The sequence below is a fragment of the Novosphingobium olei genome (assembly GCF_037076535.1).
GTDB classification, from domain to species: Bacteria; Pseudomonadota; Alphaproteobacteria; order Sphingomonadales; family Sphingomonadaceae; genus Novosphingobium; species Novosphingobium olei.
The window spans coordinates 3,072,261-3,086,005 of the sequence record NZ_AP029021.1 but is presented as its reverse complement, the minus strand read 5'-3'; the positions used below and the strand labels follow the sequence as shown (position 1 = coordinate 3,086,005).

Sequence of the window (13,745 nt, the reverse complement as noted above, 5' to 3'; positions counted from 1 at the left end):
CGGTGGCTCTCTTCGAATATTTTCCGAACTATATCTGGAACCTGTCGGTAGCCATCGCGCTCGAAAGCGGGGGGCAGATCGGCGAGATCATCGACATGTGCCAGCCGATCCGCGATGCGGCGGCAAGTGGCGCGGACGCCGGCACGCCGCAATTCATGGCGCAATGGGTGGCGATGGGCGACAAGCTGCTGGCGCTCGCCGCCGAAGACGAAGCGGAGGAGCGGCTTTTCTCGGCTTCGAACAAGCTCGAACGCGCCTCGCTATACCTGATCACCGCCGAGCGGATGCAGGGCCACGGGCATCCGGGCCGCAAGGAAACCTTTGCAAAGGCCCGTGCCGCCTTCGACAAGTCCACCGCCCTGGGCAAGATCAACCGCGAGCGGGTGGAAATTCCGCTCGCACATGGCACGATGCCCGCACTCTACACCCGCGCGCCGGGCGAGGGCGCCAAGCCGGTGGTGGTGTTCTGCAACGGCCTCGATAGCTGCAAGGAACTGCTCTACTGGACCCGGCTGCCCGAAGAACTGGCGCGGCGCGGCATCTCCACGCTCTGCGTCGACCAGCCCGGCTCGGGCGAGGCGCTGCGGCTGCAGGACCTGCCGGTCGATCCGCATTCGGAAAGCTGGGCGAGCAAGGCCGTCGACTGGCTCGAGACGCAGCCAGACGTCGACCCCGCGCGCATCGGCATGACGGGCATCTCGCTCGGTGGCCACTTCGCCCCGCGCGCCGTCGCCTATGAACCGCGCTTTGCCAGCGGCGCGGTGTGGGGCGCCAACCACAACTGGCGCGAAGTGCAGGACAAGCGGCTGAAGCGCGAGGGCGAAAACCCCGTGCCGCATTACTGGGCGCACGTGATGTGGGCGTTCGGCGCGAAGGACATGGACGAGTTCTTCGAACGCAGCGCGGACATGAACCTCAACGGCCACATGGACCGTATCAAGGTGCCGTTCCTTGTCACCCACGGCGCCAACGACCGCCAGATCAGCGTCGCCTATGCCGATGACCTCTACGACCAGCTGGTCAACTCGCCGCGGCGGGAAAAGGTGATCTTCACCGCGCGCGAAGGCGGGGTGGAACATGTCGGTGCCGACAACATGGCTTATGGTCGCGACCTGATCTCTGATTGGTTTGCCGAGACCCTTGGGGGTACCACTGCCTGAATGACAGGACCCGCCTATATTCGCCGCGAAACCCGCGTCAGCATCGTGATCAACACGGTGTTGAGCGCGCTGTTCTTCCTTGCCGTTTTCGGGAACTCCGCAAGCGTGCCGGTGTGGGGAAGCGGGGGGTATGTGCTCGATTTTGGTCCGCAGGGTTTCATGATCGGACTGATGGCGACGCTGGTTCCGGGCGCGCTTGCCCGCCGCGCCTTGCGATCGGGCACCATCGACCCGGTCCGTGGATCGACGCGGATGCCGCGCGGGCTGCTTTTGCGCGGCGTCAGTTGCGGCGTTGCGGGTGCGGTTGCAGGAATCGCGCTGTCGGGCGCGGGGCTGACGCTCGCCGGATTGGCGCAGCTGCCCTGGTGGCCTGCGCTTCTGGCGAAGCTGGCCTTCGGCTTCGTGCTGGCGGCGCTAATCACACCCGCCGGACTTCGTGCCGAATTGATTGCGCGCTGAAAGGCGCAGGGAGAAGAAGACCATGACCCGTCGTTTCGTGGACCTGTCGATCTATCTCGAAAACGAGGTGGTGACCGATCCGCCCTTCATGCGGCCGCACATCGAATACCAGAAGCACGGCGATACGGTGGGCGAGCTCGGCTTCTTCTTCCCCGGCGTGACGGCACAGGACACGCCCGACGGTGCAGGCTTCGCTGCCGCCGAGAAGGTGTCGCTGACCACGCACAACGGCACGCACCTCGATGCGCCGTGGCACTTTCACCCGACGCAGGACGGCGGCAAGCCGGCCATGACCATTGACGAGGTGCCGCTCGAATGGTGCTTCCAGCCCGGCGTGAAGCTCGATTTCCGGCACTTCCCCGATGGCTACGTGGTGACTGCGCAGGATGTCGAGGACGAGCTTGCGCGCATCGGGCACGAATTGAAGCCGCTGGAGATCGTGCTGATCAACACCGCGGCGGGCAAGGCGGTGGGCAATCCCGACTTCGTCAACATCGGGTGCGGCATGGGCTACGAAGCGACGATGTACCTGACCAGCCGCGGCGTGCGGGTGACGGGTACCGACGCATGGTCTTGGGATGCGCCTTTCAGCTACACCGCGCAGAAGGTCAAGGAAACGGGCGATACCTCGCTGATCTGGGAAGGGCACAAGGCCGGGCGCGACATCGGCTACTGCCACCTCGAAAAGCTGCACAACCTCGAAGTGCTGCCCGCCAGCGGCTTCACCGTCAGCTGCTTCCCGCACAAGATCAAGGGCGCCTCGGCAGGCTGGACCCGCGCTGTCGCTATCTTCGAGGATTGAACCCATGCGTCTTGCCACCCGCGCCAACGGTACGCCCGACGGTGAACTGATGATCGTTTCCGACGACGACGCGCGCTGGTGCGCCGCCGGGGCAGACTGGCCCAACCTGCTGACCGCGATCGAGCGCTGGGATGCGGCGGAGCCCGCCTTGCGCGCGCTCGCCGCGCAGGACAACGGCGATTGGGACGCACTCGACGCTGCCAACGTGCGCGCGCCGCTGCCGCGTTCGTGGCAATGGCTCGATGGTTCGGCCTACACCACCCACGGCGAACTGATGCAGATCGCCTTCGGGCTCGATCCGGTGCCGACCGATCGCCCGCTGATGTACCAGGGCCTTTCCGACCGCTTTCTCGCGCCGACCGAGACAGCCCGCTTCCCCAGTCAGGCCGACGGGATCGATTTCGAAGGCGAATTCGGCGTCATCGTCGATGCCGTGCCGATGGGCGTCAGCGTCGAACAGGCGGCGCGGTACATCCGCCTGCTGGTGCAGATCAACGACTGGTCGCTGCGCGCGATCGCGCCCATCGAGATGAAGACCGGGTTCGGCTGGGTTCAAGCCAAGCCGCCGTGCAGCATGGCGCCCTTTGCGGTCACGCCCGACGTCCTGGGGTCCGACTGGCGCGATGGACGCGTCTGCCTTGAACTCGGCGTCGACTGGAACGCAAAGCGCTTCGGCCGCGTGGATGGCGGCGAGATGGCCTTTTCCTTCTCGGAACTGGTCGCGCATGCCGCACGCACCCGCGATCTGGTTGCCGGCACCGTGATCGGATCGGGCACCGTCTCCAACGCGACCTATGCCACGCGTGGATCGGCGTGCATTTCAGAGCAACGCGCGATCGAGATCATCGCCCACGGCGCACCGCAAACCCCGTTCATGGCCGATGGCGACAGCGTGCAAATGATTGCCAAGTCGCGCGATGGCGCCGCCCCCTTCGGCGCGATCGACCAGCGCGTGGCGGTTATCGCGCCGAACTAGATGTCGCTTCCATCGCGGGGCGCGCGGTTTCTTCTCTAAGCCTAGGCCTGAGCCGCCAGCACGAGGTCCTGTGGCGTGTCGATATCGAGATCGGCGCCTTTGGGCAGGGGAACGGCGGGGGCGTCGCGCAGCAGCAGCCCCGCACCGCGGTCGCCAGTGAGGGACTGAAGGGCGCGGAAGCACGAAGCGCCGAACAGGGCGGGCGGCATCGGTACCCCGCCAGCCTGGCTGGCGATACGGGTGCCGTCGAACCGGTCGAGCAGGGTGGCGAAGTGGGCCGTGGGCACCAGCGGCATGTCGGCAAGGGCGACGAGCACGGCCTTTGCGCCCCTCGCCTGCGCGGCAGCCACGCCGAGCCGCAGCGAGGCGGACTGGGGCGAATCGGGGGGATCGAGCGGCAGCGTGTGGTAGCCGGGGAGCGGCGGTGTCGTCGCCGAAACGACAGCGAAACGCCAGCGCAGCGGCAGAGGAGCGAGGGCGGCCATTGTGTGCTCTATCACCGGTCGTCCGCTCAGCGTGGCGGCGAGCTTGTTGCCGCCAAACCGCTCGCTGCGCCCGGCGGCGAGCAGGACCAGCGCAATCGCGTCAGGCGCCATGGTAGGCAGGCAAAGCGGGGGCTGACGCCATCCAGTCGGGCGCGCCGGCGCATGCATTGTAGTCCTGCACGATCTCCGCGAGGATCGACAGCGCAAGCGTGGCGGGATCGCGCGCACCCGGGATAAGGCCAATGGTGCCGCGCAGCGCGTCGATGCGGTGGGCAGGCACGCCCGCCCGGGCAAGCGCTTCGCAGCGGGCGCGATGGGTTGCGCGGCTGCCGACAGCGCCGTGGTAATAGCCGGGAAGCGCGAGCGCCTGCGGCAGGAGGAATTCCTCCCAGTCGCGATCGTGGAACGCGAATACGAAGGCGGTCCATGCGTCGCCGCTGATGTCGGGCAGCCGGGTGCGCAGGGTGAGCGGGGCGATGTCGGGATCGCGGTGCGGATCGCCTTCGGGCGCAAAAGCCTCCACAGCAAGGCCGAAGCGGCGAGCGAGCCGGGCGAGGGCCGCCAGATCCTCGCCATGGCCGAGCGCCACGAGGCGCGGACGCGGGCGGTAGGTCTGCCGCCAGCCGCCCAGGTCGATCGTGGCGCAGCGGCGGCGTTCCAGAGTTGCGAGGGCAGCGTCGATCTGTTCGGCAGATGGCGCCGGCGTGAACAGCAGGTCGATCCCGCCGCCGCAGGGCAGGCGCACGTCGATGTAGGGCGAACCGGCGCCGAACCGCACGGTGCGCGGCGTGCCTTGCACCAACACTTCGCGCGCTTCCTCGATCACCGCGCGTTCGACGCAGCCGCCGGAGAAGGAGCCGATGCTGCGCCCATCGGCCAGCACGGCCATCTGCGTTCCGATGCTGCGCGAGGAACGGCCCTCGATGCCGACGAGGGTGACCAGAACGCCATCGATTCCCGCCTGCGCACCGCGCGCGAGCAAGCGCAGGCAGTCAGCCGGAGTGGCGGCGATGGCATCATCCGGGAAAGCAGGAGGAAAGGCCTCCATCATCGGGATCGGTCCTGTGGTGCATGCGCGGACGGTCGGCGCGCGCAGCGGCAATACGGTTTCAGACGAAAATGGTTTCGCGCACCCGGCGCGCGCGTCACCCATCGAAGCGCGACTTTCGGCCGTCAGGATCGAAGCGCGGCCTTGCACGTTTCCGGGCGGTGGAGCCGACGATCGCCGCTGGCTCAAGCAGGGACCTTCCGACTTGGCGAACTCACCGATGCATGCCCGTGTCAACGGGACCGAGCACCCGTTGCCACACGACAGCCGCCGCACGTTGCTCGACTGGCTGCGCGAGGATCTGGGCCTGACCGGCACGAAGAAGGGGTGCGACCACGGCCAATGCGGGGCGTGCACGGTGCTGGTCGATGGGCGGCGGATCAATTCCTGCCTTTCGCTGGCGCAGCTGCACGATGGCGATGCGATCGAAACGATCGAGGCAATCGGTTCGGCCGACGCGCTGGCGCCACTGCAGCGCGCCTTCGTTGCCCACGACGGGTTCCAGTGCGGATACTGCACGCCCGGCCAGATCTGTTCCGCCAAGGCGCTGATGGCCGAGCTTGCCGAAGGCTGGGCGAGCGCGGTGAGCGGGGACGTGGCCGCCGCGCCGGTTGTGACCCGCGCCGAACTGCAGGAGCGGATGAGCGGCAACCTGTGCCGCTGCGGCGCCTATTCCAACATCATCGCCGCGCTCGAAGAAGTGATCGCGGCGGAAGGACTAGTCCGTATCGACGCGGAGGCAAGCGCATGAAGGCCTTCACGCTCGATCACGCGGCCGATGCGCAAGATGCGCTCGATGCGCTCGGCGCTGGCGCCACGGCGATTGCCGGGGGCACCAACCTGGTCGATCTGATGAAGCTGCAGATCGCGGCGCCCGATCGGCTGGTTTCGATCCGGCGCACGGGGCTGGACCAGATCGCTCCCGACGGCGAGGGCCTGCGCATCGGTGCGCTCGTCACCAACGCCGATTGCGCCGCCGATGGCCGGGTGCGGCGCGACTGGCCGCTGCTGGCGCAAGCGATCCTGGCCGGGGCCAGCCCGCAGCTGCGCAACCGCGCGACCACGGGCGGCAACCTGTGCCAGCGCACGCGCTGCGGCTATTTCTACGACACGACGCAGGCGTGCAACAAGCGGGCGCCGGGAACGGGTTGCGGCGCGCAGGGCGGGTTCAACCGCATCCACGCCGTGCTGGGCACCAGCGATGCCTGCATCGCGACTTATCCCGGCGACATGGCCGTGGCGCTGCTGGCGCTCGACGCCGAAGTGTTGACGCAAGGGCCCAATGGCGAGCGCACCATTCCGGTCGGCGAATTCCACCGCAAGCCGGGCGACGACCCGTCGCGCGACAACACGCTTCTCCCCGGCGAGCTGATCACCGGGGTGCGGCTGCCCGCGCCGAGCGGCGGAAGGCAGATCTATCGCAAGGTGCGCGATCGCGCGTCCTATGCCTTCGCGCTGGTCTCGGTTGCGCTGGACCTTGCCATGGAAGACGGGCGGATCGCGCGCTGTGCGCTCGCTTTCGGCAGCCTTGGCACCGTGCCCTGGCGAGATCGCGCAGTGGAGCAAGCGCTGGTGGGCGAAACGCCTTCGCCCGCGCTGTTCGACAAGGCCGCCGACGTGCTGCTGCGTGATGCGCGCGGCTTTGGCGAAAACGACTTCAAGATCGTGCTGGCACGTCGCGCGCTGGCCGCGACGCTTGCTGAAGCGACCCTCTCCAACCCGGCAAAGGGCTGATCCCATGCGCCTTCCGTTTTCGGACATGTACAACCGGCCCGACGAGCGCAACCTGCTCGACCACACGGGCCAGGGCCTGATCGGCAAGCCGCTCGACCGGCCCGAAGGTCCGCTCAAGGTGAGCGGCGCGGCGACCTATTCGGCGGAATGGAAGCTGCCGAACTGCGCCGAGGGCGTACTCGCGCTTGCCTCGATTCCGCAAGGGACGGTCCGCGCAATCCATGCCGAGCCGGTGCTGGCGATGCCGGGCGTGATCGCGGTGATAGCGGACAAGGCGATGGTGCGCCGCTCGACGCAAGGGACGGCGGGCAAGGCGCCGGCGCAGGACGTGACCACGGTCGAATATTTCGGCCAGCCAGTGGCCGTGGTGGTCGCCGAAACGTTCGAGCAGGCCCGCGACGCGGCGCTCGCGCTGCGCGTGGACTACGATCCGGCGGAAAAGCCGGTGCCGCTCGATCCCGAAAGCCCTCAGGCCGAGGTCGAGACCCCGTCGGACAGCAAGCCGATCGAAGGCGGCGATCTTGACGCCGCCATGCGCGAGGCTGCGTTCGCTATCGATGTTTCTTACGACACGCCCGGCCATGCCAGCGCGGCGATGGAGCCGCACGTGACCATTGCCGAATGGCAGGACGACCGCCTGATCCTGCGCGGAAGCTACCAGATGCTGTCGTACAACGTGAAGGAGATCGCCGACTGCCTGTCGATCAAGCCGGACAAGGTGCGGATCATCGCGCCTTATGTCGGCGGCGGCTTCGGCTCGAAGCTCGGCATCACGCACGAAGCCGTGGCGGCGGCGGTGGCGGCGCGAGAGATCGGCCGGCCGGTGCGCGTGGTGATGACGCGCCAGCAGGTGTTCCAGACGGTTATGCGGCGCTCCGAAACGCGCCAGCGTGTGCGGCTCGCTGCCGATGCGGGCGGGCGCATCGTGGGGCTGGGGCACGAGGCGCTGGTCTCCAACCTTCCGCAAGAAGACTTCGCCGAGCCGGTGACGCAGGCGACCGAATTCCTCTACGGCGGCGACAACCGCCTGCTCAAGGTAGAAGTCGCGCGGATCAGCCGCCTGACCGCAGGATCGGTGCGCGCGCCGGGCGAAGCGGTCGGCATGCAGGTGCTCGAGGCGGCGATGGACGAACTGGCCGAGGCGATCGGCATGGACCCCATCGAACTGCGCAAGCGCAACCTGCCCGCCACGGTGCCGGTCGAAGGCACGCCCTATTCCTCGCGGATGCTGGTCGAAGCGCTCGAAGCCGGAGCCAAGGCCTTCGGCTGGGATCGGCGCCAGCCCACGCCCTGCCAGACGCGCGAGGGCGACTGGTGGATCGGCCATGGCGTCGCCAGCGCGGCGCGCGTCAACATGATGGTCCCGGCAGAGGCGCGGGTGACGCTGAATCCCGATGGTAGTGCGCTGGTGGAAACCGACCAGACCGACATCGGCACAGGCTCCTATGCCATTCTCGGCCAGATCGCCGGGGAGATGCTCGGCCTGCCGATCGAGCGCGTGAAAGTGGAACTGGGCGATACGCGCTTGCCCGCTGGCGCAGGATCGGGCGGCAGCTTCGGAGCGATCTCCACCGGATCTGCGGTGATGCGCGCCTGCGAGGCGATCCGTGAAACCTTGGCCAAGAAACTGGGGTGCGAGGCCGAGGAGCTGCAGCTGAAGGACGGCGTCGCAAGTGGCGGCGGCAAGCAGCAGCCGATCGCGGGCCTGGTGCAGGAAAAGCCGCTGGCCGAAACCGGTTCGATCAAGCCCGGCAAGACGGCCAAGGATTTCTCGCAGGCAAGCTACGGCGCGTTCTTTGCCGAAGTCGCGGTCCATGCCTTCACCGGCGAGACGCGGGTGCGGCGGATGACTGGTGCGTTCGGCTTCGGCCGCGTGCTCAACGCCAAGACCGCGCGCTCGCAGTGCCTTGGCGGCATGGTCTGGGGCATCGGCAGCGCACTGACCGAGGAACTGGCGTTCGACTTGCGCGACGGGCACCTCGTCAACCACGACCTCGCCGAATATCACGTGCCGGTTCATGCGGACGTTCCGGCGATCGAGGTCATCCTGCTCGAGGAGCGGGATGCGGCGGCCAGCCCGCTGCAGGCCAAGGGCGTGGGCGAACTCGGCATCTGCGGTGCGGCCGGCGCCATTGCCAATGCCATCCACAACGCCTGCGGGGTGCGCGTGCGCAGCTTCCCGCTGACGCTCGACAAGCTGATCGACCAGCTTCCCGACCCCTTCGCTCCGGCGACGGCCAAAGTCGCCTGAAAGGACACCAAGAGATGATCGCCCCTCCGATCCCCTATTCGCCTTCGCTCGAACAGCCGCTCGATGACGAGGACGAGACCGACGCTTCGCTGGAAGCCTCGTTCGCGCATATCCTGGAAACGACATTCAAGGATTACGGCAAGCCCGTGCGCGCGGTTCACGCCAAGGCGCACGCGCTGTTCGAAGGCACGTTCACGGTAGATGCCACGCTGCCGCGCGAGCTGGCGCAGGGGCTGTTCGCGCAGCCGGGCGAATACCGCGCGGCCCTGCGCGTCTCGACCAACCCCGGCGACATCCTCGATGACAACGTCGTGCTGCCGCGCGGCCTTGCGCTCAAGGTCGAAGGGGTGGGCGGCGAAATGCTGCCCGATGCCGATGGCGATGCGCAGGATTTCCTGATGGTCAACGCGCCGATTTTCGCCGCGCCATCGGCAAAGAAGTTCGCGGGCAAGCTGAAGCTGCTGGCCGCGACGACAGACCGTGCCGAAGGCGCGAAGGTCGCGCTGTCCAGCGTGCTGGGCTTCATCAACGGTGCACTGGGCAAAGTCGGGCTGGAATCGGGCGCGCTCGCCGCGATGGGCGGTGCGCGGCAGGTCCATCCGCTGGGCGAGACCTATTTTTCGACGACGCCGTTCCGCCACGGCGACTACGTGGCCAAGTACCGACTGCGCCCGATCTCCCCATCGCTCACCGCGCTGGCCGGCACCGAGATCGACACGTCAGGCCGGCCCGATGGCCTACGCGAAACCCTTCGCGAGGATGCCCGCTCCCTGACCGGCGAATGGGCGTTCGAAGTGCAGTTGCTGCGCGATCTCGACAAGCAGCCGATCGAGGATGCCAGCGTGGAATGGAAAGAGGACGAGGCGCCCTTCGTGCAGGTGGCGACGCTGCGCATCGAACCGCAGGATAGCTGGAGCGCGGAGAAGGTCGCCCGGATCGACGAGGCCCTGCACTTTTCGCCGTGGAACGGCCTTGCCGCTCACCAGCCGCTGGGCAACGTCAACCGCGCCCGCCGCCGCGCTTACAAGCAATCTGCCGATTTCCGCGCTACGGGCGGTGGTTGTCCCATGGCGACGGCCCGCACGGCAGAGCCATCGGCGGCCGGCTGATCATGGTGCGCAGGGTGGTGGGCCCGGCAGGATTCGAACCCGCGACCTAGCCGTTATGAGCGGCCAGCTCTAACCGCTGAGCTACAGGCCCACGCGGAATTTGCGTTAGTGGCGGCAGCCGCGCTTGGCAAGCCGGGCTCAAACCTGTGCGGCGCGCATCAGTTCTTGAACGCCCGTCGGACGGACGCCGCGTTGCTGCAGGTAGGCAAAGACCTTGCGCCACCAATCGTACAGGCGGTCAAGGTCGTCCTCGTCACGCACATAGGGGGTGTTTCCGGGGCGCAGCGAAGGGCTGTGGAACGAGAACACCAGCACCGGCAAGCCATCGTCGAGCGCGATGTCGATGCCGCGCAGCGCTTCGTCGGCGTTGATCCCCTCGGGCGTCAGCGGAATGCGTTCGAGCAGGCCGGTGCGCGCCAGTAGCCCGCGCAGACGGGGAACCCGCCACAGCGCGGGGTACAGCCAGTGCCCCTGTCCCCGCAGCGGGCCCCAGAACACCGTGGTCAGCGGCAGCTCCATCAGCCCGCGGGTGCGGTCGATCCACCAGGGGATGACCGGATGATCGCGGAAATTGGGCCCGCCATGGCTCGAATAATCGAAGCGCGAGCGCACCGAGCTGTCGATCGCGATCGAACATTCGCCCAGGATCGGGGCCGTGGCCGGGCCCACGCCATAGCGGCCGGCGCGATAGACCAGCGGGGGTGCACCGAACGCCTGTTCGACGAGATTGCGCAACGCCCTGATCTTGGCCCGCTCCACCTCGGGCGGCAGGTTGCCGGCAAAGCTGTTGTGGACGTTGAGTTCTTCGACATGCGGCGGGCTGACCCAGGGATGCAGCTGTATGCCGATGTCGGCGCGCCCTTCGCGCACGGCTGGACCAAGCGCTTCGGCCGCGCGCGGATCACCGGCCACCGGGTGATCGACCAGCCATAGCGGAGTCACGCCGAAGCCTTCGCAGAACTGCTGGAACTTGGCGAGGCGCGGCACGTGGGCAAGGCCATGGCCGGTGCGCTCGAACGGCTTGGACCAGTCGAACTCCTCTTCCGCGTCGATCGTGACCAGGAAGCGCTGACCGAAATCGGATGCGAAACGGACGAAATCTTCCGGGCGCGGCAGGTCTAGGATGCCGGACTGGCGCATCGAGGGGGCGGCGTTCAGGCGACGCCGCGCGGGCGTTCGGGCGAAGCCGCAGGGTGGGCGCCGGCAAGCGGCAGATCGACCAGCAGCCGGGCGGCGCTGCGGGCAAGATGTCCGCCCACCGAGCGGACTTCGGCTGCGGCAAGGCGCAAGGCGAAGCCGTTGCCCAGCATGGCCTGCGTCGGCGAACTGGGCGTCGTCCGGTTGTCGGGCGCGAACAGCGCGGCATCGTCGCGCATCGCCAGGGCCGAGGGCAGCGGCAGGACCAGCCGGGCATAGCCGGCAGCCTCGCCCAACGAGAGCGACAGACGTTCGCCCGGCGCGGCCGATGCGGCAATCACCGACAGCATGCGCCACAGCATGCGTTCAAGCTCGATGGGTTCGATCGCGACCATCACCGGGGATTCGGGGATGGCCAGGCGCAGGCGCACTTCGCGCGGGCCGATCGCAGGTTCGAGCTGGCTGACCAGCCGGGTCAGCACTGCGCACAGGTCGGTCTCGCCGCCTTCGTGCTCGACCTGGCCGGTCTCGAGCCGGGCAAGCCGCTCGACTTCCTCGAACCCTGCCAGCATGCGCGCGGCGTCGGAGGCGACGCTGGCGGCAAGGCTGCGATACTGGTGCGGGGTTGGTCCGAAGATCTGCTGCTGGATCAGCTCGGCAAAACCCTGGATCGCATTGATCGGGGTGCGCAGTTCGTGAAGGAGCTGGCGCAGGCGATCGGTGCTGCTGTCGCCTTCGTCATCGTTGGCCGCCGCTGCCGCGCGCACGGGTTCGGGGCGGCGCAGGCGGGCGTGATAGCCGGTGTAATGGCCGCCTTCGCGAGCGAACGATGGGACGGCATCGACGCGCCATGAACCGGCGACCGGCGCGGTTCCTTCGAATGTCATCAGCCCGGCTTCGACCGGCAGGCGCGAACGGAAGGCGCGCAGCGTGTCGGCATCGCAGGTGGCGGGGGCATCGACTTCGCCGGTGAAGGGGCGATGGCCGACCAGCATCGGCGCGTGGGCGGCATCGGCGGCCACGATCATGCCTTCGGCATCGATGCGGATGTCGATCGCGGTGACGATGCGCGGGGCGGGCGCTTCGGCGGCGGCGGCTTCCAGCTCCGCCTCTTCGTCCGTGGCCCGCGCGGGCGGCTGGCTTTCGCGAAAGCGGCGGAAGGCCTCGATGCGACGGACGATGTCGCCGATGCCTTCCCGCTGCGGGGGCGAAAGCAGGCTTTCCTGCTGCGCCGAAACGAGTTCGAGCGGCGGCGGCGTCTGTCCGTCGTCAGGCTTGTAGCTGTGCTCGGGCGCGCGCTCGTCGTCGTGCGCTGCATCGTCGGCGATCGGTTCGGGCTCGGGCGTCCGGATCGGCGCGTTCGCTATCGCCATTGCCGCGGCCATCACGGGCTGGGGCACATAGTCGTCGGGTTCGGGCAGCGCAAAATCGTTGACGCCGAGCCGGGCGAGCAGATCGTGGACCTTGTCGCCCAGATCGCGGCGATGGCGCAGCGCGCCGCGTGCGCGCACCGGCAATTCGGGAATCAGATCGAGCCAGTCGGCTTCGGACAGGTTGGCACCGGCCACTGCCGCCATCGCCAGTTCCGGGCTGCGCTGGACGAAGCGCCAGACGAGCGCGGGCGAACGCAGACCGCCCGAGCGCAGCAGCGAAGCGCAATCGTCTTCGTCCAGCGTATCGGCGATCGTTTCGAGGCGGGTGAGTGCGGCGGCCTGCACCGGCGTGGGCGGCGTTGCCATCTCCCTGCCGAGCAGGTCGGCCAGCTGGCGGAACTGGATCCGCAAGGACAGCCGCCCCGTCGCATTCGTGCGCAACACGGTTGCCAGGCGGTCGTCAACGATCATTGCAGCCTTGCTCTCCTGACCCTGGCGGGCGGCCACACCATGGCCGTTTCGGGCCGGCAGCGCTAGCTTACGAGACCCTAACAAATTGTGGAATCGCCTGAAAGGTCCACATTGATTGCGTTGCAATGTGGCACGATTGCGGTATGTCACAACATTATTATCGTCTTTACGCCGATTGGGTGTGGAAAGTTGCCGGGGTCCCGGTCGACAAGGTTCCTCGCCCGGTCTTAGGCGGAAGGTCGCAGGCTGGGCTGCGGTAGGAAAGAATGGCGACACTGGACGCGATCGACCGGCGGCTGCTCGCCGAATTGCAGGACGAAGGACGGGTGACGAACGTCGAGCTGGCGCAGCGCGTCGGCCTGACCGCGCCGCCGTGCCTGCGCCGCGTCCGCGCGCTGGAAGAAGCGGGCGTTATCCGGGGTTATCACGCCGATCTCGATTCCTCGAAGCTCGGCTTTGCGATCACCGTCTTCGCGCTGGTCAGCCTGAAGAGCCAGGCCGAGGAATCGCTGCGCCAGTTCGAGGAGCACATGCGCACGCTGGCCGAAGTGCGCGAGTGCCACATGCTCAATGGCGAGATCGACTTCATCCTCAAGATCGTCAGCCGCGACCTGCAGAGCTTCCAGGAATTCCTGACCAGCAAGTTGACTCCCGCGCCGAACGTGGCGAGCGTCAAGACCAGCCTGACCATCCGCACCGCCAAGCAGTTGCCGGGCGTTCCGCTGGAAGACTGAAGCCGG

Annotated in this window: 13 protein-coding genes and 1 tRNA gene; 9 read left to right on the top strand and 5 right to left on the bottom strand. The window is 67.7% G+C overall.

The genetic code is table 11. From position 1 onward, the window contains the following. The first annotated feature begins 2 nt into the window (after window positions 1-2). The 4 genes from AACH40_RS14645 to AACH40_RS14630 are packed head-to-tail and all read left to right on the top strand — an operon-like array spanning window position 3 to window position 3,397. Window positions 3-1,160 (top strand): alpha/beta hydrolase family protein, encoded by a 1,158-nt coding sequence (locus AACH40_RS14645; RefSeq protein ID WP_338643016.1) that lies wholly within the window; start codon window positions 3-5, stop codon window positions 1,158-1,160. Continuing rightward, window positions 1,161-1,619: a hypothetical protein gene (locus AACH40_RS14640; RefSeq protein ID WP_338643015.1), complete on the top strand. Its 459-nt coding sequence runs from the start codon at window positions 1,161-1,163 to the stop codon at window positions 1,617-1,619. It begins immediately after the preceding gene. A 22-nt stretch (window positions 1,620-1,641) separates the two neighbouring features. Beyond that, the gene (locus AACH40_RS14635; protein WP_338643014.1) at window positions 1,642-2,421 is read left to right on the top strand and encodes a cyclase family protein; all 780 of its coding nucleotides are present in this window, start codon (window positions 1,642-1,644) and stop codon (window positions 2,419-2,421) included. A gap of 4 nt (window positions 2,422-2,425) precedes the next feature. After that, window positions 2,426-3,397: a fumarylacetoacetate hydrolase family protein gene (locus AACH40_RS14630; protein ID WP_338643013.1), complete on the top strand. Its 972-nt coding sequence runs from the start codon at window positions 2,426-2,428 to the stop codon at window positions 3,395-3,397. Window positions 3,398-3,438: 41 nt separating this feature from the next. On the opposite strand, the gene AACH40_RS14625 is transcribed toward AACH40_RS14630, so the two are convergent. Both AACH40_RS14625 and AACH40_RS14620 read right to left on the bottom strand, forming a co-directional pair. Continuing rightward, window positions 3,439-3,993, bottom strand: a complete 555-nt coding sequence (locus tag AACH40_RS14625) for a nucleotidyltransferase family protein (protein WP_338643012.1) — start codon at window positions 3,991-3,993, stop codon at window positions 3,439-3,441. Beyond that, on the bottom strand, window positions 3,983-4,933 hold the full coding sequence (locus AACH40_RS14620) for an XdhC family protein (RefSeq protein ID WP_338643011.1): 951 nt from the start codon (window positions 4,931-4,933) through the stop codon (window positions 3,983-3,985). The genes AACH40_RS14625 and AACH40_RS14620 overlap by 11 nt, the downstream gene beginning before the upstream one ends. A 217-nt stretch (window positions 4,934-5,150) precedes the next feature. Here AACH40_RS14620 and AACH40_RS14615 point away from each other — a divergent pair, with 217 nt between their 5' ends. Genes AACH40_RS14615 through AACH40_RS14600 form a run of 4 tightly spaced genes read left to right on the top strand, consistent with a single transcriptional unit; the run spans window position 5,151 to window position 10,024 of the window. Then, window positions 5,151-5,681 (top strand): 2Fe-2S iron-sulfur cluster-binding protein, encoded by a 531-nt coding sequence (locus tag AACH40_RS14615; protein ID WP_338643010.1) that lies wholly within the window; start codon window positions 5,151-5,153, stop codon window positions 5,679-5,681. Beyond that, a complete protein-coding gene (locus AACH40_RS14610) occupies window positions 5,678-6,664 on the top strand; it encodes a xanthine dehydrogenase family protein subunit M (RefSeq protein WP_338643009.1) in 987 nt (328 codons plus the stop codon). Before AACH40_RS14615 ends, AACH40_RS14610 begins: the two co-directional genes overlap by 4 nt. Window positions 6,665-6,668: 4 nt before the next feature. Further along, complete coding sequence (locus tag AACH40_RS14605; protein ID WP_338643008.1) at window positions 6,669-8,915, top strand: xanthine dehydrogenase family protein molybdopterin-binding subunit; 2,247 nt, start codon at window positions 6,669-6,671, stop codon at window positions 8,913-8,915. A 14-nt stretch (window positions 8,916-8,929) separates the two neighbouring features. After that, complete coding sequence (locus AACH40_RS14600) at window positions 8,930-10,024, top strand: catalase family protein (RefSeq protein ID WP_338643007.1); 1,095 nt, start codon at window positions 8,930-8,932, stop codon at window positions 10,022-10,024. A gap of 15 nt (window positions 10,025-10,039) precedes the next feature. On the opposite strand, the gene AACH40_RS14595 is transcribed toward AACH40_RS14600, so the two are convergent. The 3 genes from AACH40_RS14595 to AACH40_RS14585 form a co-directional block, all read right to left on the bottom strand. Then, window positions 10,040-10,115, bottom strand: a tRNA-Ile gene (locus AACH40_RS14595). A 47-nt stretch (window positions 10,116-10,162) separates the two neighbouring features. After that, entirely contained in the window at window positions 10,163-11,164 is a 1,002-nt protein-coding gene (locus AACH40_RS14590) for a polysaccharide deacetylase family protein (RefSeq protein ID WP_338643006.1), read from the bottom strand. 14 nt (window positions 11,165-11,178) lie between these two features. Further along, window positions 11,179-13,005, bottom strand: coding sequence for a HAMP domain-containing sensor histidine kinase (locus tag AACH40_RS14585; protein WP_338643005.1), 1,827 nt, complete (start codon window positions 13,003-13,005; stop codon window positions 11,179-11,181). 266 nt (window positions 13,006-13,271) lie between these two features. Between AACH40_RS14585 and AACH40_RS14580 the strand changes: the two genes are divergently transcribed. Continuing rightward, window positions 13,272-13,739 (top strand): Lrp/AsnC family transcriptional regulator, encoded by a 468-nt coding sequence (locus AACH40_RS14580; protein ID WP_169491602.1) that lies wholly within the window; start codon window positions 13,272-13,274, stop codon window positions 13,737-13,739. The last annotated feature ends 6 nt before the right edge of the window (window positions 13,740-13,745 follow it).

Bases quoted from the DNA above. Each gene is read 5' to 3' on its own strand.
- AACH40_RS14640 (WP_338643015.1), top strand. From the start codon at position 1,161: ATGACAGGACCCGCCTATATTCGCCGCGAAACCCGCGTCAGCATCGTG.
- AACH40_RS14635 (WP_338643014.1), top strand. From the start codon at position 1,642: ATGACCCGTCGTTTCGTGGACCTGTCGATCTATCTCGAAAACGAGGTG.
- AACH40_RS14630 (WP_338643013.1), top strand. From the start codon at position 2,426: ATGCGTCTTGCCACCCGCGCCAACGGTACGCCCGACGGTGAACTGATG.
- AACH40_RS14625 (WP_338643012.1), bottom strand. From the start codon at position 3,993: ATGGCGCCTGACGCGATTGCGCTGGTCCTGCTCGCCGCCGGGCGCAGC.
- AACH40_RS14620 (WP_338643011.1), bottom strand. From the start codon at position 4,933: ATGATGGAGGCCTTTCCTCCTGCTTTCCCGGATGATGCCATCGCCGCC.
- AACH40_RS14615 (WP_338643010.1), top strand. From the start codon at position 5,151: ATGCATGCCCGTGTCAACGGGACCGAGCACCCGTTGCCACACGACAGC.
- AACH40_RS14610 (WP_338643009.1), top strand. From the start codon at position 5,678: ATGAAGGCCTTCACGCTCGATCACGCGGCCGATGCGCAAGATGCGCTC.
- AACH40_RS14605 (WP_338643008.1), top strand. From the start codon at position 6,669: ATGCGCCTTCCGTTTTCGGACATGTACAACCGGCCCGACGAGCGCAAC.
- AACH40_RS14600 (WP_338643007.1), top strand. From the start codon at position 8,930: ATGATCGCCCCTCCGATCCCCTATTCGCCTTCGCTCGAACAGCCGCTC.
- AACH40_RS14590 (WP_338643006.1), bottom strand. From the start codon at position 11,164: ATGCGCCAGTCCGGCATCCTAGACCTGCCGCGCCCGGAAGATTTCGTC.
- AACH40_RS14585 (WP_338643005.1), bottom strand. From the start codon at position 13,005: ATGATCGTTGACGACCGCCTGGCAACCGTGTTGCGCACGAATGCGACG.
- AACH40_RS14580 (WP_169491602.1), top strand. From the start codon at position 13,272: ATGGCGACACTGGACGCGATCGACCGGCGGCTGCTCGCCGAATTGCAG.